19 protein-coding genes and 1 other annotated feature are annotated in these 21,909 nt (G+C 37.3%); of the genes, 15 read left to right on the top strand and 4 right to left on the bottom strand.

The window, feature by feature from the left end; translation table 11 throughout:
* The first annotated feature begins 27 nt into the window (after window positions 1–27).
* From RBQ61_RS01215 to RBQ61_RS01200, 4 genes are all read left to right on the top strand, one after another.
* Complete coding sequence (locus RBQ61_RS01215) at window positions 28–1,254, top strand: CCA tRNA nucleotidyltransferase (RefSeq protein ID WP_308138729.1); 1,227 nt, start codon at window positions 28–30, stop codon at window positions 1,252–1,254.
* Window positions 1,255–1,638: 384 nt separating this feature from the next.
* Entirely contained in the window at window positions 1,639–2,643 is a 1,005-nt protein-coding gene (locus tag RBQ61_RS01210; RefSeq protein ID WP_308138728.1) for an ABC transporter substrate-binding protein, read from the top strand.
* Between the two features lie 55 nt (window positions 2,644–2,698).
* Window positions 2,699–3,595, top strand: coding sequence for an ABC transporter permease (locus tag RBQ61_RS01205; RefSeq protein WP_308138727.1), 897 nt, complete (start codon window positions 2,699–2,701; stop codon window positions 3,593–3,595).
* Window positions 3,589–4,380: an ABC transporter ATP-binding protein gene (locus RBQ61_RS01200; protein ID WP_308138726.1), complete on the top strand. Its 792-nt coding sequence runs from the start codon at window positions 3,589–3,591 to the stop codon at window positions 4,378–4,380. The genes RBQ61_RS01205 and RBQ61_RS01200 overlap by 7 nt, the downstream gene beginning before the upstream one ends.
* Before the next feature lie 54 nt (window positions 4,381–4,434).
* Here RBQ61_RS01200 and RBQ61_RS01195 read toward each other — a convergent pair whose 3' ends face one another.
* Entirely contained in the window at window positions 4,435–4,656 is a 222-nt protein-coding gene (locus RBQ61_RS01195; RefSeq protein ID WP_308138725.1) for a hypothetical protein, read from the bottom strand.
* A 221-nt stretch (window positions 4,657–4,877) separates the two neighbouring features.
* On the opposite strand from RBQ61_RS01195, the gene RBQ61_RS01190 reads away from it, so the two are divergent.
* A complete protein-coding gene (locus tag RBQ61_RS01190; RefSeq protein ID WP_308138724.1) occupies window positions 4,878–5,843 on the top strand; it encodes a C39 family peptidase in 966 nt (321 codons plus the stop codon).
* Between the two features lie 64 nt (window positions 5,844–5,907).
* Here RBQ61_RS01190 and RBQ61_RS01185 read toward each other — a convergent pair whose 3' ends face one another.
* From RBQ61_RS01185 to RBQ61_RS01175, 3 genes are read right to left on the bottom strand one after another with little or no spacing between them, the layout of a single operon-like run.
* Window positions 5,908–6,636, bottom strand: a complete 729-nt coding sequence (locus tag RBQ61_RS01185) for an MBL fold metallo-hydrolase (protein ID WP_308138723.1) — start codon at window positions 6,634–6,636, stop codon at window positions 5,908–5,910.
* An 8-nt stretch (window positions 6,637–6,644) separates the two neighbouring features.
* Window positions 6,645–8,369, bottom strand: a complete 1,725-nt coding sequence (locus tag RBQ61_RS01180; RefSeq protein WP_308138722.1) for an ABC transporter ATP-binding protein — start codon at window positions 8,367–8,369, stop codon at window positions 6,645–6,647.
* Window positions 8,370–8,750, bottom strand: a complete 381-nt coding sequence (locus RBQ61_RS01175) for a hypothetical protein (protein ID WP_308138721.1) — start codon at window positions 8,748–8,750, stop codon at window positions 8,370–8,372.
* A gap of 283 nt (window positions 8,751–9,033) precedes the next feature.
* On the opposite strand from RBQ61_RS01175, the gene RBQ61_RS01170 reads away from it, so the two are divergent.
* The 10 genes from RBQ61_RS01170 to RBQ61_RS01125 all read left to right on the top strand — a co-directional run bounded on the left by RBQ61_RS01170 (window position 9,034) and on the right by RBQ61_RS01125 (window position 21,837).
* Window positions 9,034–10,548 (top strand): ABC transporter substrate-binding protein, encoded by a 1,515-nt coding sequence (locus tag RBQ61_RS01170; RefSeq protein ID WP_308138720.1) that lies wholly within the window; start codon window positions 9,034–9,036, stop codon window positions 10,546–10,548.
* An 11-nt stretch (window positions 10,549–10,559) separates the two neighbouring features.
* Window positions 10,560–11,516, top strand: a complete 957-nt coding sequence (locus tag RBQ61_RS01165; RefSeq protein ID WP_308138719.1) for an ABC transporter permease — start codon at window positions 10,560–10,562, stop codon at window positions 11,514–11,516.
* Between the two features lie 3 nt (window positions 11,517–11,519).
* Window positions 11,520–12,338, top strand: a complete 819-nt coding sequence (locus tag RBQ61_RS01160; protein ID WP_308138718.1) for an ABC transporter permease — start codon at window positions 11,520–11,522, stop codon at window positions 12,336–12,338.
* On the top strand, window positions 12,331–13,275 hold the full coding sequence (locus tag RBQ61_RS01155; protein WP_308138717.1) for an ABC transporter ATP-binding protein: 945 nt from the start codon (window positions 12,331–12,333) through the stop codon (window positions 13,273–13,275). Before RBQ61_RS01160 ends, RBQ61_RS01155 begins: the two co-directional genes overlap by 8 nt.
* 33 nt (window positions 13,276–13,308) lie before the next feature.
* Window positions 13,309–14,115, top strand: coding sequence for an ABC transporter ATP-binding protein (locus RBQ61_RS01150; RefSeq protein ID WP_308138716.1), 807 nt, complete (start codon window positions 13,309–13,311; stop codon window positions 14,113–14,115).
* 46 nt (window positions 14,116–14,161) lie between these two features.
* Window positions 14,162–14,905, top strand: coding sequence for a tRNA1(Val) (adenine(37)-N6)-methyltransferase (locus tag RBQ61_RS01145; RefSeq protein ID WP_308138715.1), 744 nt, complete (start codon window positions 14,162–14,164; stop codon window positions 14,903–14,905).
* Between the two features lie 270 nt (window positions 14,906–15,175).
* Window positions 15,176–15,389 (top strand) — a binding site (T-box leader).
* Between the two features lie 144 nt (window positions 15,390–15,533).
* Window positions 15,534–18,662, top strand: a complete 3,129-nt coding sequence (gene ileS / locus RBQ61_RS01140) for an isoleucine--tRNA ligase (protein ID WP_308138714.1) — start codon at window positions 15,534–15,536, stop codon at window positions 18,660–18,662.
* A gap of 281 nt (window positions 18,663–18,943) precedes the next feature.
* On the top strand, window positions 18,944–20,692 hold the full coding sequence (gene ptsP, locus RBQ61_RS01135; RefSeq protein WP_308138713.1) for a phosphoenolpyruvate--protein phosphotransferase: 1,749 nt from the start codon (window positions 18,944–18,946) through the stop codon (window positions 20,690–20,692).
* Window positions 20,692–21,273, top strand: a complete 582-nt coding sequence (locus RBQ61_RS01130; RefSeq protein WP_308138712.1) for a flavodoxin family protein — start codon at window positions 20,692–20,694, stop codon at window positions 21,271–21,273. The genes ptsP and RBQ61_RS01130 overlap by 1 nt, the downstream gene beginning before the upstream one ends.
* Window positions 21,274–21,333: 60 nt before the next feature.
* Window positions 21,334–21,837, top strand: coding sequence for a PaaI family thioesterase (locus tag RBQ61_RS01125; protein WP_308138711.1), 504 nt, complete (start codon window positions 21,334–21,336; stop codon window positions 21,835–21,837).
* Window positions 21,838–21,909: the final 72 nt, after the last annotated feature.

Genomic DNA, 21,909 nt, shown 5'->3' with positions numbered 1-21,909 from the left:
AAGTAAAAAGAAATGAAGAAGGCTTAGATGATAATTAAAAATATTCCAAAAGAGGTTAAGACTGCATTAAATATCTTAAATAAAAATGGATTCGAAGCATACATAGTGGGTGGCTGCGTAAGAGACAGCCTGCTTGGTGTTGTTCCTAATGATTGGGATATAACTACTTCAGCGAGACCGGAGGAAATAACCAAATGTTTTGATGGCTTTAGGACTATAAATACAGGGCTTAAGCACGGAACTGTTACTGTTATAATAAACGGCAGACAGCTTGAAGTTACAACCTACAGAATAGATGGAGAGTACACTGACAACAGACGTCCCGACTCAGTAATTTTTACAAAAGATGTATCCTGCGATTTAAAACGAAGAGATTTTACCATTAATTCACTTGCTTATAACAAGGGCGGTATAATAGATCTGTTTGGCGGAGCGCGTGATATTGAAAGCAAAATAGTTAAGTGTGTGGGCGACCCGGATGAAAGATTTAATGAGGATGGGCTTCGAATTTTAAGAGCGCTTAGATTTGCTTCTGTTTTAGATTTTAATATAGACGCAAGAACATCTTCGAGCATACATAGCAATAGAAATCTTCTGAGCAACATTTCAAGAGAGAGAATATCTACGGAACTAAATAAGCTCATTACAGGTGTAAATTATTACGATATACTGAAGGAATATAAGGATGTAATAGAAGTGTTTATTCCTGAAATAGCAAACATTAGTGAAGATAATTGGAGTGTGATTTTAGATTCAATGGGTTATGGGGAAGGTGTGGTTTTAAGGCTTGCTTTGATGCTGCATGAAACAAATGAAGCAGAAAAAATATTGAGAAATTTGAAATATGACGGAGCGACGATTAAAAGTATCAAGTTTATAGCAGCACACAAAGATGAAGAAGTGGTACCTAGTAAAGTGCTTATTAAAACGATGTTGAGTAAAATCGGTTATGATAATTTTGTAAACTTATTAAAGTTTAAAACAGCTGTATTTAAGGCGTTAAAACGTGAGCGTGAGCTGGAAAATATAAAAAGTGCGGAAAAAATATTGAATGAAATATTAATTAACAAAGAATGTTACAATTTAAATATGCTGGAAATAAACGGGGAAGATTTGATTAGGGAAGGATTTACTAAGGGAGTTGTTTTAGGTTCTGTTTTGAATGAAATTCTGAAACTTGTGATTGAGGAGAAGCTAGAAAATCGCAAAGAAGCGTTATTTGATTGCGCAAGAAAATTAAAAAATAATTGTTGACAAACAAAAATTACGGTGATACAATCCTATTCAAATACAAAAACAAACCGTTGAAGCGAAGATTAAACTGATACGTGCACTTACAGAGAGCAGGTGGGGATGAGAGCCCTGCAGAACGCAGTACAGACAAATGGATCGCCGAGGGTGAGGTGAACGAGTTAACACTCTAGTATCTGAAACGTATGCCTACGTTACAGGCAGAAAATGTGATGGCATTTTTGTTAAAGTGGATTGAATTTTCAGTCAATTAAGGTGGTACCGCAGGTTAGACCTGTCCTTTTTCTAAAGGACAGGTTTTTTTTATGCACTGCCGGAAATTGTAAATAATCAGGAAATGATACGGCGAGTTTTGTATAATATTCTAATACAAAAAGGAGAAATAAAATGAAAAAAATAGTATCTATTATCACAATTATTTCAATTATGTTTATGTTGTTGGTAGGGTGCACAACAAGTGCGGAAACTAATGAAGCAGATCAGGATTCTCAGACATCAACTGAAAGCTCTAAAATTAAAATAGGGATAATTCAGCCTGTTGAGCATCCATCATTAAATCAAATCAGAGAATATATAATTAAAGGGCTGGAAGAGCAAGGATTGGCAGATAGAGTTGAAATAACTTACAGGGATGCTCAAGGAGACCCATCAAACATCAATACAATAATATCACAATTCACAGGTGATAAAATGGATATCATAGTTCCAATAGGAACCGGAACTGCTCAGTCTGCCGCTGCAGCTACAAAGGAAACTCCCGTAATTTTTGCGGCTGTAAGCTACCCTGTTGAAGCAGGCTTAGTAGAGGATTTAAGCAGACCTGAGGGAAATGTGACCGGAGTTTCTGATGCAATTGATGTTAAGCAAATATTTGACCTTGCTTTTGAAATTACTCCCGATATAAAGACATTCGGTTTTGTATATAACACAGGAGAAGTGAATTCGGTAGCGGCTGTAAATAAAGCTAAAGAGTATTTAGATGAAAAAGGCATAAACTATGTGGAATCCACTATTACAAATTCAAGCGAATTGATGCAGGCAGCTCAGTCATTGGCAGCAAAGTCAGATGCTATATTTACGCCTACCGACAATACGGTGGCATCTGCAATGCCTGTTCTGGCATCAGAGGCTCAAAAAGCTGGTATTCCCGTATATACGGGTGCTGACTCACTGGTTGCAGACGGAGGGTTTGCAACAGTTGGTATTGATTACACTGTTTTAGGAAGACAGGTTGCGGAAATGATCAAAAAGGTTATTGAAGGCGAGAGTATAGAAAATATACCTGTGGAAACCTTAAAGGAGTATGAAAAAATAATTAACACGAGCACAGCAGAACAAATAGGAATTGAGATTTCAGATGAAGCATTAAAGGAGTTTAAGATCGTAGAATAATGCTTTTAATAAATAAATTTTATGCTACAAGGGCTGTTAAAACAGGAGGTTTAAAGTGAGTTTAACATCATTTATGGGAGCAATTGAATTAGGGCTTGTTTATTCGCTCCTGGCATTTGGAACGTATATATCTTTTAGAATATTGAATGTGGCCGACCTGACGGTTGATGGAAGCTTTGTGCTTGGAGCTTCCGTCTCGGCAGTATTTGCATTGGGAGGCAGGCCTGTACTTGGTCTTATTCTTGCACTCCTGGCAGGAGCGATAGCCGGTATAATAACAGCAGCATTGCAGACGAATATGGGCATACAGCCTATTTTGGCAGGAATATTGACAATGACGGGATTGTATTCAGTTAATCTAATGGTTATGGGCGGCAGAGCAAACATACCTTTGCTAAACAAGGAAAGTCTGTTTACCTATGCCGAAGCAGTATTTGGCAGCAGTGCGTACAGAGTATTGACGCTAATATTGATTGTTTTTTCAATATTTGTAATTTTGAATTGGTTTTTCAGAACACAGCTGGGATTGTCAATAAGGGCGACAGGAGATAATGAAAGCATGTGCAGAGCATCCTCTGTTAATACGGATTTTGCTAAAATGGTCGGATTTGCCATTTCAAATTCAATAGTTGCATTGTCAGGAGCTCTTGTGGCGCAGATGCAACAGTCAGCTGATGTGAACATGGGCGCTGGAATGGTGGTTATAAGCTTTGCATCTATAATTATAGGAAGTGTTGTAATCAAAAATATAAATATTACAGTAGGATTTATATCTGTAATAATAGGTTCGGTTATTTACAGATTTATAATTGCCCTTATACTTACGACTAATTTTCCTCCATCATATTTGAAACTGATATCCGCACTGGTTGTTGTATCTGCTCTTTCGGTTCCAAGTATTAAAAAGAAAATGGAATTTAGAAAACTAAGAAGCGGGAGGTTGAAATGCTGAAGATAACTAATGTGAACAAGGTATTCAATAAAAACACACATGACGAGCACAAAGCATTAGATAATTTGAACCTGGAAGTCTGTGAAGGCGAATTCGTAACAATAATAGGGGGAAACGGTGCAGGAAAATCAACTATGTTCAATATTATATCCGGTTCGCTTCTTTGTGATTCTGGGAATGTTATTCTCGGTGGAGAGAATATAACATATATGCCGGAACATAAGCGGGCTTCATTTATAGGACGTATTTTTCAGGATCCTATGAAGGGCACTGCGCCGAATATGACTGTAGGAGAAAATCTCGTTGTAGCATATATGAGAAGCTCTATGAAAGGTTTATTAAAAATGCCTTCCAGAAAAGAAAAAGAATATATAAAAGAGCACCTTGCTGATTTAAATCTTGGACTTGAGGACAGGATAGATACTAAAATAGGCTTGCTTTCCGGAGGCCAAAGACAGGCTGTTACATTGGTTATGGCTACATTAGTCAAACCTCGTTTGCTGTTGCTTGACGAGCATACGGCAGCTCTTGATCCTTTGAGTGCTGAGACTGTGCTGGAATTAACAAACAGAATAGTATCGGAAAACAACATTACAACATTGATGATAACTCATAATATATCATCTGCACTTAAACTGGGTACAAGGACTATAATGATGGATTCCGGAGCTGTTGCCATTTGTATTAACGGCGAAGAGAGAAAAGGACTTTCTGTACCCGATGTGATTCAAGAATTCAGCAGAATAAAAAATAAAGAGTTTGATGATGATAACATGCTATTGTAAGCACTTTAGACAGCTGATGCAGTACTTTTTTACAGTATTGCATCAGCTGTCTTGTTAATCTGTATAAATAAATACTTCTTCAAATTCACACTGTGGACAGACAACTGTAATTTCATAGCTGTTAGCGGAAAGAATCTTTACATTTTTGCATTCGCTGTAATTTTCATCTTTACCTTTAAATTTTGCTTTATTTTGAGCAGCTTCTCCCTTTGCATAAGTGTAGTAGTATTTTTTGCCGCAGTTTTCGCATCTGCGTCTTCCTTTAATTGCAATCATTCTTTCACTTCCCAGTAAGATTTATTTCAGACATAACTGATTTGCTTAAAAGTATAACATAATTAAAATAAAAATCAATTGTCAGATAAATTATTTACATATTTTATAGTTATGTTTATGAAGCCTATGACAATATTTATTAACTAAAATGTTTTCATAATGCTAATTGAGAAAATCGTTAACAAATGCTATCATAGAATATATTATTCGGAGGGAAAGCTATGGATTGGATTTGTGAAGATAGTAATTTAAGCGAAAATAAGCTTTACAATTTAAAAGTTAAAGGACAATTTACAGAGCTCAGTGACGATACAGAAGAAGGATATCTAGAAACTCCGGTTGTTGAAACAGAAAAATTTACTGAAATAACACCTTCGTGGAATTCTATAACTGACTCCCACAGTTCTGTGGAAGTGCTTATAAGAATGAGAGTTGAAAGCATTTGGACACCATATATCAGCTACGGAGTTTGGTCTGCCGGAGGAAATAATACAGGAATTAAAAATTATTACAGCGATGAGATAATCAGAGGTACAGAAGACAGAATATTTGTCAAAAACGGAAAATTGGGAGACGCTGTACAAATAAAGGTTTTTTTAAGAGGGAGAAATCCAAGGCTTAGACTTGTTGCTTTTTCAACTGACGGAGGTGAGGATGAAGAAGTTCAGGGAAATTATCTTCAGATATTGGAAGGTGTTCCGCTGATTTCGCAGATGGTAAGCGGGCACAAAGATGCTCGTGTTATTTGCAGTCCTACATCACTTACAATGGTTTTGAAATATCACGGGAAGAATGTTGAGTTGGATCAGGTGGCTAAAGGGACATTTGATTTGGGAAATGAAGCTTACGGTAATTGGCCTCAAAATACTGCGTTTGCAGGAGAAATGGGTATGAGGGCTTACACGAGAAGGTGTAAATCTATAAATCCTGTCAAAAACTACATAGCAAAAGGAATGCCTGTAGTTGCTTCAGTTTGTATGAAAGAAAAAAATATGCTGGATGGAGCGTATTCTGCTTTTCCCACAGGCCACTTAATGGTAGTAGTTGGATTTTCGGTCAAAGAAGGGGTCGAATACATTGTAGTGAACGATCCTGCTGCAGGCTCGGATGAAGAAGTGCGTAAATATTACAGGCTGGATCAATGGATTAAGGTGTGGAGACACTATATTTACGCGGTTACAAAATAATTATATTTAAACAAAAAAACCGGCATGGATTCAAATAATAAAATCATGCCGGTTTTTTAATTAACTATATTTCAAGCTCCATTAAGTGTGAAGCAAGAATGATTTCACCGCTGTAATGTTTAGATGCCTGTGTAATTAGGTCCCCATGATTTCCAAAATGGGGAAGGTGGGTCAACAGCAGTTTTCCTACGTTTGATTTCTGTGCAAGCAGCCCTGCTTGTGAGCTGTTTAAATGTCCCGCTTGGGTTCCATCCATGTCAGCATAGAAGCTGCATTCGGATATTAGAAGATCCGATTCACTGAAAAAGTCGGAAAGATCATCAAAATAGGACGTGTCTGAAGTGTAGGAAAATACTGTATTTCCGCATCTTATTTTAACACTGTATGCTTCAACGGGGTGGCGGTTTTTAAAAAAACTGATTTCGAATGGACCAAGATTAAGTACGCTGCTTCCATCAAAGCTTACGCCGTAAGTATAGGTTTCCCATTTTAAAAGACTGAAAAAATCTCCCATGGGGGCATATATTGGAAGACTTTTGTTCATGAGCCCGAGAAGTGTCTTGATTTGCGCGGCATATTGAAGTGCACCTATATCACAGAAATGGTCATAGTGATAGTGGGTAACCAGCACTGCGTCCAATTCCTCCAGATTAATCTTTTTCTGCAGGGAGCTGATAACTCCGCTGCCGCATTCTAAAAGAAGTTTGTAATTGTTATGTTCAATTAAGTATCCTGAAGTTGCCTCCCCAACATGGGGGAAGCCTCCCCATTGACCGATTACAGTAATTTTCATTGAATCTCCTAAGCTATATCTTTAAATTGGGAATTATATAATTCTGAATATATTCCTTTTGTTTTTATTAAATCTTCGTGCCTTCCTCTTTCCAGAATGCCCTTATCTGTAATAACTATTATTTCATCTGCATTTTTTATTGTAGAAAGTCTGTGGGCAACAACAACGGTTGTTCTTCCTTTTGAAAGCTCTTCCAGAGAGTTTTGAATCATCAGCTCAGTGGCGTTGTCAAGAGCTGATGTTGCTTCATCAAGTATTAATATAGGAGGATTTTTCAAGAATACTCTTGCTATGGAAATTCTCTGCTTCTGACCGCCGGATAATTTAACTCCTCTTTCGCCAACGAATGTATCGTAGCCTTCCGGTAGAGACATTATAAAGTCATGTATGTTTGCCATTTTTGCTGCTTTTATAACTTCTTCATTTGTGGCATCAAATCTACCGCATTGAATATTGTCTGCAATGGTGCCTGTAAATAAAAATACGTCCTGCTGAACAATTCCTATGCTTTTTCTCAAGGATTTAAGGGTATAATCCTTAACATTTGTATTGTCAATATATATGTTTCCTCCCTTAGTTTCATAGAAACGCGGTATAAGGTGGCAAAGAGTTGTTTTTCCTCCTCCTGACGGTCCAACAAAAGCTACGGTTTTGCCTGCTTCAATATTAAAAGAAATATCATTTAATACCTGTTTGTTCTTATCATAAGAGAATGTTACATCTTCAAATTTTATATCACCTTTAACGTCATATATATCTTTAGCGCCCGGTTCATCGGTTTCAATTTTCTGATCTATAACTTCAGTAAAACGCTTAAAGCCTGAAATTCCTGATTGGTATTGTTCAACAAAATTTATAAGCTTTCTTATTGGGTTTAAAAAGTTGCCTATGTACAGTATGAATGCTGCAAAGTCTCCAAAATTTATATATCCTTTGAAGAAAAATATGCCGCCTGCACTTAAGACCAATATATTTAAAAAATCTATTATAAATGACGAACCTACATGAAATTCAGCCATTACCTTGTAGGCTTTCTTTCTTGCGTTTTTAAATCTTTCGTTGTTGTTTTCGAATTTTTGTATTTCGTTTTCCTTATTGCTGAATGCTTTTGAAACTCGTATTCCAGAAATGCTGTTTTCAATTGTTGCATTAACTTCACCTATTGTAACTCTTGTCTCCATAAAGGAATCCGCCATTCTGATTCTCAGTTTCATGGCAAAATAAATCAGGAACGGTATAATGGAGAATACTATGAGTGCAAGCGGTAAATTGATTATGCTGAGAGCTATGAAAGAACCTATAAGCATAACCAGCGATATGAACAGATCCTCAGGGCCGTGGTGTGCAAGTTCAGAAATATCCATGAGGTCGTTAACTATTCTGGATGACAGAGTACCTGTTTTGTTTTCATCAAAAAAAACAAATGGCAGATCCTGAAGATGTTCAAATATGTCTCTTCTCATATTTGCTTGCATTATGACTCCCATTATGTGACCGTAATACGTTATGTAATAGTTCAGCCCAACTTTAAGTATGTATATTAGACCTAGAAGCACAAGCCATGTGATCATTAAGTTAAGTTGCTGGTTAGGTACGTAAATGTTAATAATGTTTCTTGTAATCATTGGATAAAATAAGTCGCACAAAGCCATGATGAATGCGCAAGTCATATCCAGTATAAATATTTTTTTTACCGGTTTCGGTTTATAATATGAAATAAATCTTTTAAGCATCTACATATCTCCTGTCTTTAATTTTGAGCAAATATAGGCAATAGCAACATAAACTGCAATTGTAAGAATGTCAAGTATGATTATTAATAAAACACCAAGCTTATTGAAATAACAGAATGCAGCGATGGCCGCAAGAAAAATAATCATAGCAGCATTAGCTGCTGGTGAGTATTTGATTTTAAATAGCTTTTCAGATAATGTTCCCACACTTTTACCATGAAGAATAAGGCTAATGAGTATTACCGGAAGAGTGTATCCTATGCTTGACCTTATTATGGACGAGCCTTGAGAAAATAAAAAAATTGCGGTTGCAAGCAATGCGTAGGGATACCATTTTTTCTGCTTTAGTTCCTGCATCTTTTTTTGACGTATTTCGTACATGCTACACCTCAATATATACAATATATATATAATAATACCATTATATTAACTATTAATCAACGAGCAAAAAAATATCTTCCGAAGCCTGCTCTTTCCTAAAATATGTTGACATTTTAATAAAATTATGATAAGACTAAAAAGGCTTATAATAATGTTGATTTAAAAATTTTATTACAGGTACAGCAATGATTTGATTATAAAAGGTGAAAATCGAAAGAATATTATTATAACTACTTCAGTAAAAGATATTAAAAAAAATTTTATTAACTGAAAGGATACGAAAATGAAAAAATTCAAAATTACTTTACTTATTGCTGTCGCTTTAATGCTTTTTATGGCAGCGGCATGCTCAAATCAAGAAGACATTTCAGATGATGCAGGCAACACCAAGACGGAATTAACAATGGGCTATACAACCGAGCCCGAAGGTCTTGACCCGCATAGAACTGCAGCAGCTTCCACTTTTACTGTTACAAATAACATATATGATACTTTGGTAGGAGTAACACCAGATTGGGAAATTATACCCAGACTAGCAAAGGAATGGGATATTTCAGAAGATGGAATGGAAATTATATTTAAATTGCGAGATGATGTTAAATTCCATAACGGCAGGCAAATGACTGCAAAGGACGTTTTATATTCATTTAACAGGCTTAAGGATGAGGAAAGCCCTAAAGCTAGGGATTATGAAAATATAGTGGGTATAGATGCAGTTGACGACTATACAATTAAATTTACTACAGAGAAACTGGATGTGGAACTTCTGAAAAGTTTTGCTTATCCATGGACGGCAATTGTTCCGGAGGAAGCAGCTGACAATTTAAAGAACAACCCTGTGGGGACAGGTGCTTTTACGCTTAAGGAATGGATTCCACAACAGCACGTTGTTCTTCAGCGAAATAATGATTATTTTGGCGACAAAGCAAAGCTTGAAACGGTAAAATTAGTGCTGATACCTGACGCGACGTCTATGATGGCTAGCTTCCAGGTTGGAGACCTTGATATAGTTCCGCTGACCGGTGATCAGGTTACAATGGTTCAGAACAATTCAGACTACAAGGTTATATCTCAGCCCATGAATGCGGTTCAAGTAATGTCGCTGAATACGGATAATGAAATATTGGCCGATGAAAAGGTTCGAAGAGCAATAGCAATGGCGATTAATAAGCAGGAAGTCATAGATGCGTCAATGTTCGGATACGGAGACCAAATAGGCTCGCACCTTCCGCCAACATCTCCTGATTATTTTGATACGAATGACATAATAGAGTATAATCCTGAGAAAGCCAAGGAGCTTCTAAAGGAAGCGGGATATGAAAATGGGTTTGATATAGATATGTCTCTTCCGAAAAACTACCAGCTTCACGTGGATGCAGGGCAGGTTATTGCTGACCAGCTGAGTAAGATAGGTATAAATGTTAACATAGAGATGGTGGAATGGGGAACGTGGCTCAGTGAGGTGTATGGAGCTAAGAATTTTGAAACAACGGTTATAGGTCATACAGGAAGGCTTGATTCATATGCGTTTCTGTCAAGGTACTATTCCGACAGTAACGATTACATCAGCTTGAAAACAGGCGAAATTGATGAGCTTCTTGATAAAGCAAAACAGGAGCTTGACGATGAAAAGAGAAAAGAAATATACAAGGAAATTCAGATTATTCTTGCAAACAAGCTTCCTGCCATATATCTTCAGACACCTCAGACGATGCTTACGTTGCAGAAAAATGTCAGCGGAATGGAGATATTCCCTATAGATTTTTATGATTTTAAGGAAGTATATTTTACTGAATAAACAGGTGCGAAATGTTAGGATATGTAATAAACCGAGTTAAAAGTTCAATAATCGTTCTGCTGGTTGTTTCAATGATTACATTTTTTGTTCTCATGATTATACCGGGAGATCCGGCGCAGCTTATTTTGGGTACTGATGCTACTCAGGAAATGGTTGAAGAGCTTCATAGTGCAATGGGGCTTGACAGGCCTGTTTACCAGCAGTATTTTGGCTGGCTTGCTGACCTTGCCGTATTTAATCTGGGAACATCGTATGTTTACGGTGAATCGGTTTTGACATTGATAATAAGAGCTTTGCCTGTAACGTTGGCACTTTCGGTGCTGGCAATGACAATTGCGGTGGTGTTTGCTTTTTTATTCGGAATGCTGTCTGCAATTATGAAAGACAGTTTTATAGATTATTTTTCAAGAAGCATTATGCAGCTTGGAACAGCCATTCCTTCCTTTTGGATAGGAATGGTTTTTATTGTTTATTTTGGGCTTAAACTAAAAATATTTCCTGTTCCCGGTGTTCCCGTAACAGGCGTTGGGCTGTCTGGATTTATGAGAAGCATAATACTGCCTTCCATAGTATTGGCTATAGGAGAAACAGGGACGCTTTTACGCATTGTCAGGAGCTCGGTTCTTGATTCGCTTAAGCAAGATTATATGGATATGGCTAAAATAAAGGGATTGAGCAGTGGAAAGGTGTACTTAAAGTATGCCTTGAGAGGTGCTTTGGTAGCACCTGTTACAATAATTGGAATGCAGTTTGCGAAACTTGCCGGAGGAACGGTGGTTATCGAAACTATTTTTGCTCTGCCGGGAATAGGAAGGCTTGTTCTCACGGCTGTGGAGCACAGAGATATTGTTCTTTTACAGGGACTGGTCATGTTTATAACCTCGTCTGTAATAGTTATTACGCTTCTGGTTGATGTTCTGATTATGGTTATCAATCCCAGGATAAAGTCCGTTGAAAGAGGGGAATAATAAATGAAAAGGAAATTAAGCCTAAGCCTTGGAATTATACTTGTTTTAACAATAGTTGCGGTATGGGTGGTTTCATTTGTATACATGCCTTACCCACCTAATGAAATGAATATATCTCAAAGATTTATTAAACCGGGGGAAGACAGCGGACATATATTGGGTACCGATAATTTTGGACGAGATATATTTTCAAGAATTATGTATGGCTCAAGAAATGTATTGCTGGTAGGAATAGGTTCAGTTACACTTGGGACGATAATAGGCATTATTCTTGGTGCGTCGGCAGCGATGTTTAAGAAAATGAGCTCTGTAATAATGAGAATAATGGACGGGCTGATGGCATTCCCGGGAATACTTCTGGCGTTGATGCTTGTAACTGTTGTGGGAAAAGGAACAAAAGGATCAATTGCAGCAATTAGTATTTTTATGATTCCAGTATTTTCAAGGCTGGTTTATTCGATGATTCTAGATACGGAAAATCTTGTTTATATAAAAGCCGCAAGAAGTTATGGCAGTACGTATTTTCAAATATTTACGAGGCATTTTGTCCCGGCTATGCTTCCAAGACTTATAACACAGTACAGCTCAGCCATCGGTTCGGCAGTAATGATTGAAACATCACTCTCTTTTTTGGGGCTTGGAATTCAGCCTCCGCATGCTAGTTGGGGAATGATGCTTAGCGAATCAAGACAGTTTTTTCTGCTGCATCCTTATCTAGCTGTAGCGCCGGGAATTGCAATTATAATTACGGTTCTCGGGTTTAACCTCATAGGTGACGGATTAAATGACATGCTTATTAACAGGAGGTCTGCCAATGAATGAATCCGTGGTTTTGAAAAATCTAAGCATTAAAGCAGGAGAGAAACATCTTGTCAGGGAGCTGTCTCTTAATATTCAGGAAGGCGAAATATTCGGACTTGTGGGAGAATCTGGATCTGGTAAGACGCTTACGGCTAAATCCATAATAAATGTACTGCCGGAGGGATTAAGTTATGCAGCGGATGAAATGCGGACCGCAGGCAGAGATATATTGAAAATGTCGAAGAACGAAAAAAGAATTCACATAGGTAAAAATGCAGGATATATTCCGCAAAACACGGTTTTTTATCTTCATCCCATGATTAAAATAAAGAACCAGATAGCCGACGGTTATATGTACCATATGAAAAAAAACAAAACAGAAGCATTACTAAGGGCTTCTGTACTTCTGGAAAAAGTAGGATTTGATAATCCACGGAATATTTTGAATTTTTACCCGTGGCAGCTGAGCGGAGGCATGCGTCAGAGAGTTAACATAGCAATGGCGTTGATGAACGATCCGAAGGTAATTATAGCCGACGAGCCTACAACCGCCTTGGATTCCACCGTGCAGAGGCAGGTAATGGAGTTGTTTAAGGAAATAAACAAGGAATTGGGCATTTCCATATTATTAATTTCTCATGATTTGGGACTAGTAAGGCATTACAGCCGCGGCTTGGCTGTTATGTATGCTGGTAAGGTAGTAGAATCAGGACGAACAGAAGAAATATTCAATAACCCCAAGCATCCATATACTCAGCTTTTGATGAAAATTATACCGTCTCTTAAAATGAGAAAGAACGAGCCGCTTGCAGAAATTCATGGATACGTACAGGATGAGGAGAGAGATGCCGAAGGATGTTTGTTTATAAAAAGATGTCCTCATGCAACGGATGTATGTGCAAAGTATGCTGAGGAGCATAATAACGACGGACATTATTACAGATGCAATCTGGAGTAAAAATTTCTGCTGTTATGTCAGGGGAGAAGCAATATGGAAACCAATAATAATGAAATAATTTTGGAAGTTAAAAATATAAGAAAAGAATATGCCGTTAAGAAACATTTCTTAACAGGCAGGGTGTTGGAAAAAATTGCGGCTGTAAAAAACACTTCTTTTGAGGTCAGAGAAGGGATGGCTTTGGGAATTGTGGGAGAATCCGGAAGCGGTAAGTCCACAACTGGAGAAATAGCAGGCGGATTACAGAGACAGACATACGGCAGCGTATTTTACTGCGGAAAAAATATTGATGAAATGTCAGACTATGAGTATCAGGAATATAGACGCAATGTCCAGTTTATATTTCAGGACCCCAAAAGTTCAATGGACCCTAATTATACAATAGGAGACAATGTTTCATTTCCGATTTTAACATTAAAACTTGCTAAAAACAAAAAAGAAGCGTACGAACTGGTTTCGGAAATGCTTGAAAGAGTGGGCCTCAATGAAAAAATAAAAGACAAATATCCGTCTGAAATAAGCGGAGGGCAATGCCAAAGGGCAGCCATAGCCAGAGCGCTGATTGTGAATCCAAGAGTCATAATATGCGATGAGCCGGTATCTGCTCTTGACGTTTCAATTCAGGCGCAGATATTGAATCTTTTGAAGCAGCTTCAAACAGAACTTAAAATTTCATATATTTTTATTTCTCATGATATTGGAGTAGTAAACTATATGTCAGACACTATACTTGTTATGAACAGGGGAAGCATAGTTGAATCGGGAGAGGCAAGGGAAGTCCTTATTAATCCACAGAATGAATACACAAAGAAGCTCATAAACAGCGCATTTATAAATTAGTATAAATGCATGATGCGTTAAATATAATCAATTAGGAAAGGATGCTATGGAAGTAGAATTAAGAGAAAATGAAAAAATAGAAGATCTCCAGTGCAACGGACTGAAAATAATTCAAAATAAAAGCTGGTTTTGTTTCGGCATGGATGCTGTTTTGCTTACAAATTACTGCGATATAAAAAACAATTCTAAAATAGTTGATTTGGGAACCGGTACAGGAATTATTCCAATACTTCTGAGCGGAAAGAGAAATTATTCAAAGGCATATGCGGTTGAAATCCAGGAAGAAGTTGCAGAAATGGCAAGGCGCAGCGTGGGGCTTAATAATCTGCAAGATAAAATTGAAGTACTTAATATAGATTTGAAAAATGCGTTGGATCACATGGAACCAAATTCTTTTGATGCCGTAATCTCCAATCCTCCGTACAAGCTTGGCAACAGCGGAATTGTTAATCCCTCTGATAAAAAGGCAATTTCAAGACATGAAATTATGTGTTCGCTGGAGGATGTAATAAGTACCGCGGCATCTCTTTTAAAGCAATATGGAAGGTTTTACATGGTGCATCGCCCTGACAGACTGGCTGATATTATGTGCCTGTTCAGAAAATACCGGTTGGAGCCGAAACAGATTCGATTTGTTCATCCCAGATCTGCTGCCAAACCTAATATGATGTTGATAAGGGCATCAAAGAATGGTAATCCCGAGTTGAAATTTGATCCTCCGCTTTACATCTATGGCGATGACGGAAATTACACCAATGATGTGTATGAAATTTACGGGATGGAAAAATAATTATAAATTTAATAGAAAAGCTCTGTTTGCTATCATACCTAATCGGACGGCAGTTTAAACAATTTTCGCTCATAGTTGACCCCCTAAAGAAAGTATTTGTTAATAGTCTAATTACTTAATGTGTAAAAAAACATACTGATTGTAAAATAATACTTAATAATACCGTGCTTCTAACGTGTAAGTGTTAATAAATGTATATTGTTTTTAAAAAGCAATTTATTCCTTGACTTTGTCTGCGTTTTAATATATCATTATACAGAAATAAAATAAATAAAGGCAGTGATTGGAACAGTAGGCACAGAGCGGTCTATAAGAGATATAATCGAGTGGTGAAAGATTATAATTCCAAATGTGTTGAAGATCATCCATGAGCTTGATTTCTGAAACTAAGTAAGAAATTACGTATAAATGCGTTAAATTTTTGAGTGACATATTTAGTGTATTTATATGTAATTTGGGTGGTACCGCGGATTTCGTCCCATGTCTTAAGACATGGGATTTTTATGTTGGACAGAGAGTTAACCTTTTTTGCCGATTAATCTGCGGCAAACCGCTTTTACAGCAGAATTAAGACAGGATATATGTGACAATCAAGCCGAATTATTATATTAAATAGCAGGAGGAAAAAATGAAGCAATTTAAAGATATCTCAAAAGCCGATTATAAACAGACAGAGCAAGAAATATCAAAATATTGGGATGAGATAAACTTGCTCAAGCAAAGCGTTGAGACAAGAAATGATAAAGAACCGTTCATATTTTATGAGGGGCCGCCGACAGCTAACGGCAAACCAGGAATTCATCATGTTATAGCAAGAACTCTGAAAGATTCTGTATGCAGATTCAAAACAATGGAAGGTTACCAGGTAAACAGGAAGGCAGGATGGGACACACATGGACTGCCGGTTGAAATTGAAGTTGAAAAACAGCTGGGACTAAAAGATAAGACAGATATCGAACAATATGGAATAGACAAGTTTAACGAAAAGTGCCGTCATTCAGTATTTACTTATGAGGCGCTGTGGCGTGAAATGACAAAGAGGATGGCATATCTTATAGATCTTGATCATCCATATATAACACTTGAGAACGACTATATTGAATCCGAGTGGTGGATACTTAACAACATATTCAAACAGGGACTTATGTATGAAGGTCACAAAATCCTTCCATACTGCCCGAGATGCGGAACCGGTCTTGCTTCACATGAAGTTGCTCAAGGCTATGAAGAAATAAAGACTATGACTGCATATGCAAAATTCAAGAAAAAAGGCGCAGATGAATATTTCCTTGCATGGACAACAACTCCATGGACGTTATTGTCGAATGTTTCGCTGGCAGTGCACCCGGATGTAGAATATTTGAAGATAAAGATAAAAGATACCGAAGATGCCAAGGGAGAAGTTTTCTATATTTCCAAACCGTTGGTTGATAAAGTAATTTCAGAAGAATACGAAGTGCTGGAGGAAATGAAGGGCAAAGATTTGGAATTCATGGAATATGAGCAGCTCATGCCTTATGTTGAAATACCTTCAGGCAAAAAAGCATTCTTTGTAACATGTGCAGATTACGTCACTACCGAGGACGGAACAGGTATAGTTCATACAGCTCCTGCGTTCGGTGAAGATGACTACAATACGGGAAGCAGATACAATCTTCCGGTTATAAATCCTGTTGATGATACAGGAAGATTCAGAGGAACACCATGGTCAGAAATGTTTGTAATGGATGCTGATAAGCCTATATTAAAATGGCTGAAGGAAAACGGAAAACTGTATAAAAAAGAACAGGTTCTCCACAACTACCCACACTGCTGGAGATGCCATACGCCGTTACTTTACTATGCAAGACCAAGCTGGTACATTCAAATGACAAAACTGAAAGACAAATTAATAGAAAACAACAACTCTGTGGAATGGTATCCTGAGTTTGTAGGTGAAAAGAGATTTGGCAACTGGCTTGAAAATCTAAATGACTGGGCTATTTCAAGAAGCCGTTACTGGGGAACTCCGCTGCCTTTGTGGAGATGCGAATGCGGTCACGTGGAAAGCATAGGCTCAAGGAAAGAATTAGCCGAAAAGGCAGTTGAAGAAATAGATGAAAAAACAATTGAGTTGCACAGACCATACGTTGATGATGTGCACATTGTCTGCCCAAAATGCGGCAAGCATATGACTAGAGTAAAGGATGTAATAGACTGTTGGTTTGATTCAGGAGCAATGCCTTATGCACAATGGCACTATCCGTTTGAAAACAAGGATGAATTTGATAAGTTATTCCCTGCGGATTTCATATGCGAAGGAATTGACCAGACAAGAGGCTGGTTCTATTCATTAATAGCAATCTCAACATTTGTTATGGGAAAATCACCATATAAGAGAGTGCTGGTTAATGATTTGATACTTGACAAATACGGCAAAAAAATGTCTAAATCAAGAGGAAATACAGTTAATCCGTTTGACTTGTTTGATAAATACGGTGCAGATGCGTTGAGATGGTATTTGCTTTACGTATCTCCGGCATGGGCACCTACAAAATTTGATGAAGACGGATTAAAAGAAGTGTTAAGCAAGTATTTCGGAACTATCAAAAATGTATATACGTTCTTTGCACTGTATGCAAATACAGATTCCATAGACCCGAGCAAGTTCTTTGTTGAGTACAAAGACAGACCGGAGTTGGACAGATGGATAATTTCCAAATTCAACAATTTGGTTAAATATGTGAGAGAAAGCATGAATGCTTACGACCACAACAAGAGCGTAAGAGCAATTCAGGAATTTGTTAACGAGGATTTGTCAAACTGGTACATCAGACGTTCGAGAAGAAGATTCTGGGTGACAGAGCTTACAGAGGATAAAAAAGCCGTTTACAATACAACATATGAAATATTGGTAGGCATTGCACAATTAACTGCTCCGTTTGCTCCTTATTTATCAGAAGAAATATACAGAAACCTGACAGGAGAAGTATCTGTCCACATCAGCTACTATCCTGAAGTTCATGAAGAGTTAATAGATGAAAATGTTGAAAAGAGAATGGATCTTGTAAAAGATCTTGTCAAGTTGGGAAGAGCTTCAAGAGAAAATGCAAAAATAAAGGTAAGACAGCCTATACGAAGAATTCATATAGATGGAAAATATCAGCAGCTTATTGACGATTTAGTTCCTTTGATCAAGGAGGAGCTCAATGTCAAAGAGGTTGTCTTTGAACACGATTTAAATGAATTTATGGATTTCGCATTAAAACCAAATTTCAAGGTTGCAGGCCCGATGCTTGGGAAAAATGTAAAGGCATTTGCCGCAACGCTGGCAAAGGCTGATTCTTTGGATATAATCACAAAAGTTCAGGCAGGGGAAAAATGTGAGTTGACAGTTAATGATCAGACTGTGGAACTTAACGAAGAAATACTTGATATACGTATTTCAGCGAAGGAAGGCTACGATGTTTCAACCGGAAACAACCTGTTTACAATTATCGACACTAACCTTACAGAAGAGTTAATAAATGAAGGATATGCCCGTGAGTTCATATCAAAGGTTCAACAGATGAGAAAGAATAACGGATATGAAATGATGGACAGAATTAAAATATTCTATAACGGTTCGGAAGAAATAATTAAGGCTGTTAATAAGTTTGAAGAATTTATCAAGAGTGAAACATTGGCTGATGTAATAGAAAAATCAGAAGACAGCTCTATGGAAGTTCAAAACCTGAACGGTATTGAAACAGGAATGAAACTTGAAAAAATTAAATAAATAATATTACTTTTTAGGTATAAACGGTATAGAATTTTACTATACCGTTTTGCCTGTTTCTGAAAAAAATTTATTTTCTGTGATTTCCCACATCGGAACAGCACAAATTCAACAATGAAAACATTATCCCTTAAAATGTTGAAATTGCAATATTTTTTTCGTTGACAACAGCTTGCTATGGGTAATATAATAATATAAATTGGCGAAAATATATCTATAAGAAAATTATCATTTTAAACATACAAAACAGATAATTGTAAAATCTGAAAGGTAGTGATTAGATGAAAGGGTTAGGCGTTTCACCGGGAATTGGGATTGGAAAGGCTTTTTTAATAGAGAAAAAAACTATGGATATAAGGAAAATTTATATCTCAGATGTCAAAAAAGAAATTATAAGGCTCAGAAATGCTGTTGAAAAGGGAAAAAAGCAATTAGACGAATTATTTTTGAAAACCCTCGACGAAGTCGGTGAAAAGGAAGCGCAAATTTTTAAATCCCATGAAATGATGCTTGAGGACGAATCATTTATTTCAGAAGTAGAGACAAAAATTGAAAGCCAAAAAGTCAACGCTGAATATGCTTTGAACGAAGTGTCGATGTATTATATAAAGATGTTTGAAAACATTGAGGATGAGTATCTCAGAGAAAGAGCAGAAGACATAAAAGATGTAATGTACAGAGTTATAAAAATTCTTTCTGGTATAAAGACTGCAGATTACTCAAAACTTGAAAAAAATTCAATAATCATTGCAAAGGATCTGACCCCTTCAGATACAGCGCAGTTTGAAAAGGGTAAAGTGGCTGCCATGATTACGGAAATGGGAGGCAAGACATCCCATGCTGCCATAATTGCAAGAATACTTGGAATTCCTACAGTAGTAGGGCTTGATAATATAACGGAAAAAATCAAGGATGATGACATCGTCGTATGTGACGGGAAAACAGGAAAAGTATTAATTAATCCAAATGATAAACAGCTGGATTATTTTACTCAAAAAAAATTAAGACTTGAGGAAATTAACAACGAGCTGAAAAAGCAAGTCGGTCTGCCTACAGTGTCCGTGGATGGATTTAAGGTTTCACTGTCTGCAAACATTGGAACTCCTCACGATGTGGATATGGTTTTGGAAAATGACGCAGAAGGAATCGGACTATTCAGGAGCGAATTCATTTTTATGAATCGTGAATGTCAGCCATCTGAAGATGAGCAGTTTGAAGAATACAGAGAAGTTCTCCAAAAAATGGGGAATAAGCCCGTAATAATAAGAACTCTTGATATAGGTGGGGACAAAAATGTTCCGTACATAGATATACCGGCAGAAATGAATCCGTTTTTAGGATATAGAGCTATAAGGCTGTGTCTTGGGAATGTAGATGTTTTTAGAACACAGCTGAGAGCAGTTTTAAGAGCAAGCATTTACGGAAACGTAAAAATAATGTTTCCTATGATATCAACAATGAAAGAGCTCAAAGATGCAAAAAAAATTCTGGAGAAAGCTAAGCAGGAGCTTGACAGCGAAGGAATTCCGTACAGCAAAAACATTGAGATAGGAATTATGATTGAAATACCTTCAGCCGCAATTATATCAGATTTGCTGGCTAGAGAAGTGGATTTTTTCAGTATCGGAACTAATGATCTCATACAGTATACACTGGCGGTTGACAGAATGAATTCAAAACTGTCTCATTTATACAGTCAGTACCATCCTGCAATGCTGAGACTGATAAAGGGAATTATTGATAATGCTCACAAAGCGGGCATATGGGTAGGAATGTGCGGTGAAGCTGCCGGAGACCCGAAGCTGATACCTATATTTTTGGGTATGGGGCTGGATGAGTTCAGCATGAATTCGCCGTCAATCTTGAGCACCAGATATATAATAAGAAATTTAAAGAAAAGTGAAATGGAAAAAATAGCGGAAGGCACACTGAACATGGAAACAGCAGTTGAAGTGGAAGATTACTTAAGCTGTCTGTTTGCAGATGAAGGTGACTATTTAAACAGATGCAGACCAAGGAGAAAGAACTGATGAGTAAAAAGGTATCAATAGTATTTCACAGCGTATGCGGCAACTGCTACCTTATGGCAAGGGAATTTTATGACGAATTTAAAAAGTGCGGTGCGGAAACTCAGATGCTGAGAGTAAAAGATCCCAACTACGCGGAGCTTGCTAAGCAATTTGCGGTGGCAGGTCAGTATAAGAACGAGATAATGGATATAGAAGAGGCAAAAGCCGAAAAACTTCTTGACAGTGATATTATAATAATGGGTTCTCCCACATACTACGGAAATGTGTCGGGAGCTATGAAGTGTTTTATGGATTCATTTTCTCCATATTGGACGGAAGTTGCGTTTTGGGGAAAGAAACTATTTGCATATACGACTGCTGCCACAAGCGAAGGCGGAGCAGACATGTGCCTGAATGCAATAAATATTTTTGGGCAGCACATGGGAATGATTCCTGTTCCTGTCCCATCAAATCTTTTGTCCACTCAAAGTTTCCCAGCATACGGGCTGGCGCATTATGTGGGCGACTATTCAAACTTGAGACCTGACAGGGATACAGTGCTGGCAATAAAGGAAATGACCGATAGATTAATGAACCTATAAACATACGACTGCCTTCGGCGGTCGTTTAACATATAAAAGAATAGAAAGTAGAGGGGCGCTATGAAGTATAAAGTACAGAAAAAACAATTTGTAAGTAAAAACTGTTTCGTGTGCGGTACAGAAAATGATGAATCGCTGAAAACAAAATTTTATGAACTAGAAAACGGTGAGCTCATGTCGATTTCAACCCCTGCACTCACACACCAGAGCTATCCTGACAGAATGCACGGAGGAGTAATATCGGCAATATTGGATGAAGCTATCGGTAGAGCTATAATGATAGAAGAACCAGATGCGTGGGGAGTGACTGCAGAGCTCAATATTAAGTATAAAAAGCCTATATCTCTTGACAGACCTGTAAAATGTGTCGCAAGAATAACAAGAAACACAAGGTTAATATTTGAAGGGACAGGTGAAATAATACTGGAGGATGGAAATATAGCTGCGACAGGATATGCTAAATATGTTAAAATGAGCATCAATAAGATTGTAGACGAAATGGATGCGAATAAATCATTGATAATAGAAGATACAACAAAAGCACCGGATACAGTAGAATATTAATAACCGGTGCAATTTACAGATTAGAGATTTTGCCTGAAAGGCCGTTTCCATGCTGTAAAGCGATGAAGAGTA

Origin of the sequence: Sedimentibacter sp. MB35-C1 (genome assembly GCF_030913635.1) — a bacterium.
In the GTDB taxonomy this organism is placed as follows: domain Bacteria; phylum Bacillota; class Clostridia; order Tissierellales; family Sedimentibacteraceae; genus Sedimentibacter.
The sequence above is the reverse complement of the archived record's forward strand: the minus strand, read 5'-3'. Positions and strand labels throughout refer to the sequence as shown.

Excerpts from the sequence above, each read along its gene's own strand:
- RBQ61_RS01215 (WP_308138729.1), top strand. The coding sequence starts at position 28 with ATGATAATTAAAAATATTCCAAAAGAGGTTAAGACTGCATTAAATATC.
- RBQ61_RS01210 (WP_308138728.1), top strand. The coding sequence starts at position 1,639 with ATGAAAAAAATAGTATCTATTATCACAATTATTTCAATTATGTTTATG.
- RBQ61_RS01200 (WP_308138726.1), top strand. The coding sequence starts at position 3,589 with ATGCTGAAGATAACTAATGTGAACAAGGTATTCAATAAAAACACACAT.
- RBQ61_RS01195 (WP_308138725.1), bottom strand. The coding sequence starts at position 4,656 with ATGATTGCAATTAAAGGAAGACGCAGATGCGAAAACTGCGGCAAAAAA.
- RBQ61_RS01190 (WP_308138724.1), top strand. The coding sequence starts at position 4,878 with ATGGATTGGATTTGTGAAGATAGTAATTTAAGCGAAAATAAGCTTTAC.
- RBQ61_RS01185 (WP_308138723.1), bottom strand. The coding sequence starts at position 6,636 with ATGAAAATTACTGTAATCGGTCAATGGGGAGGCTTCCCCCATGTTGGG.
- RBQ61_RS01180 (WP_308138722.1), bottom strand. The coding sequence starts at position 8,369 with ATGCTTAAAAGATTTATTTCATATTATAAACCGAAACCGGTAAAAAAA.
- RBQ61_RS01175 (WP_308138721.1), bottom strand. The coding sequence starts at position 8,750 with ATGTACGAAATACGTCAAAAAAAGATGCAGGAACTAAAGCAGAAAAAA.
- RBQ61_RS01170 (WP_308138720.1), top strand. The coding sequence starts at position 9,034 with ATGAAAAAATTCAAAATTACTTTACTTATTGCTGTCGCTTTAATGCTT.
- RBQ61_RS01165 (WP_308138719.1), top strand. The coding sequence starts at position 10,560 with ATGTTAGGATATGTAATAAACCGAGTTAAAAGTTCAATAATCGTTCTG.
- RBQ61_RS01160 (WP_308138718.1), top strand. The coding sequence starts at position 11,520 with ATGAAAAGGAAATTAAGCCTAAGCCTTGGAATTATACTTGTTTTAACA.
- RBQ61_RS01155 (WP_308138717.1), top strand. The coding sequence starts at position 12,331 with ATGAATGAATCCGTGGTTTTGAAAAATCTAAGCATTAAAGCAGGAGAG.
- RBQ61_RS01150 (WP_308138716.1), top strand. The coding sequence starts at position 13,309 with ATGGAAACCAATAATAATGAAATAATTTTGGAAGTTAAAAATATAAGA.
- RBQ61_RS01145 (WP_308138715.1), top strand. The coding sequence starts at position 14,162 with ATGGAAGTAGAATTAAGAGAAAATGAAAAAATAGAAGATCTCCAGTGC.
- ileS (WP_308138714.1), top strand. The coding sequence starts at position 15,534 with ATGAAGCAATTTAAAGATATCTCAAAAGCCGATTATAAACAGACAGAG.
- ptsP (WP_308138713.1), top strand. The coding sequence starts at position 18,944 with ATGAAAGGGTTAGGCGTTTCACCGGGAATTGGGATTGGAAAGGCTTTT.
- RBQ61_RS01130 (WP_308138712.1), top strand. The coding sequence starts at position 20,692 with ATGAGTAAAAAGGTATCAATAGTATTTCACAGCGTATGCGGCAACTGC.
- RBQ61_RS01125 (WP_308138711.1), top strand. The coding sequence starts at position 21,334 with ATGAAGTATAAAGTACAGAAAAAACAATTTGTAAGTAAAAACTGTTTC.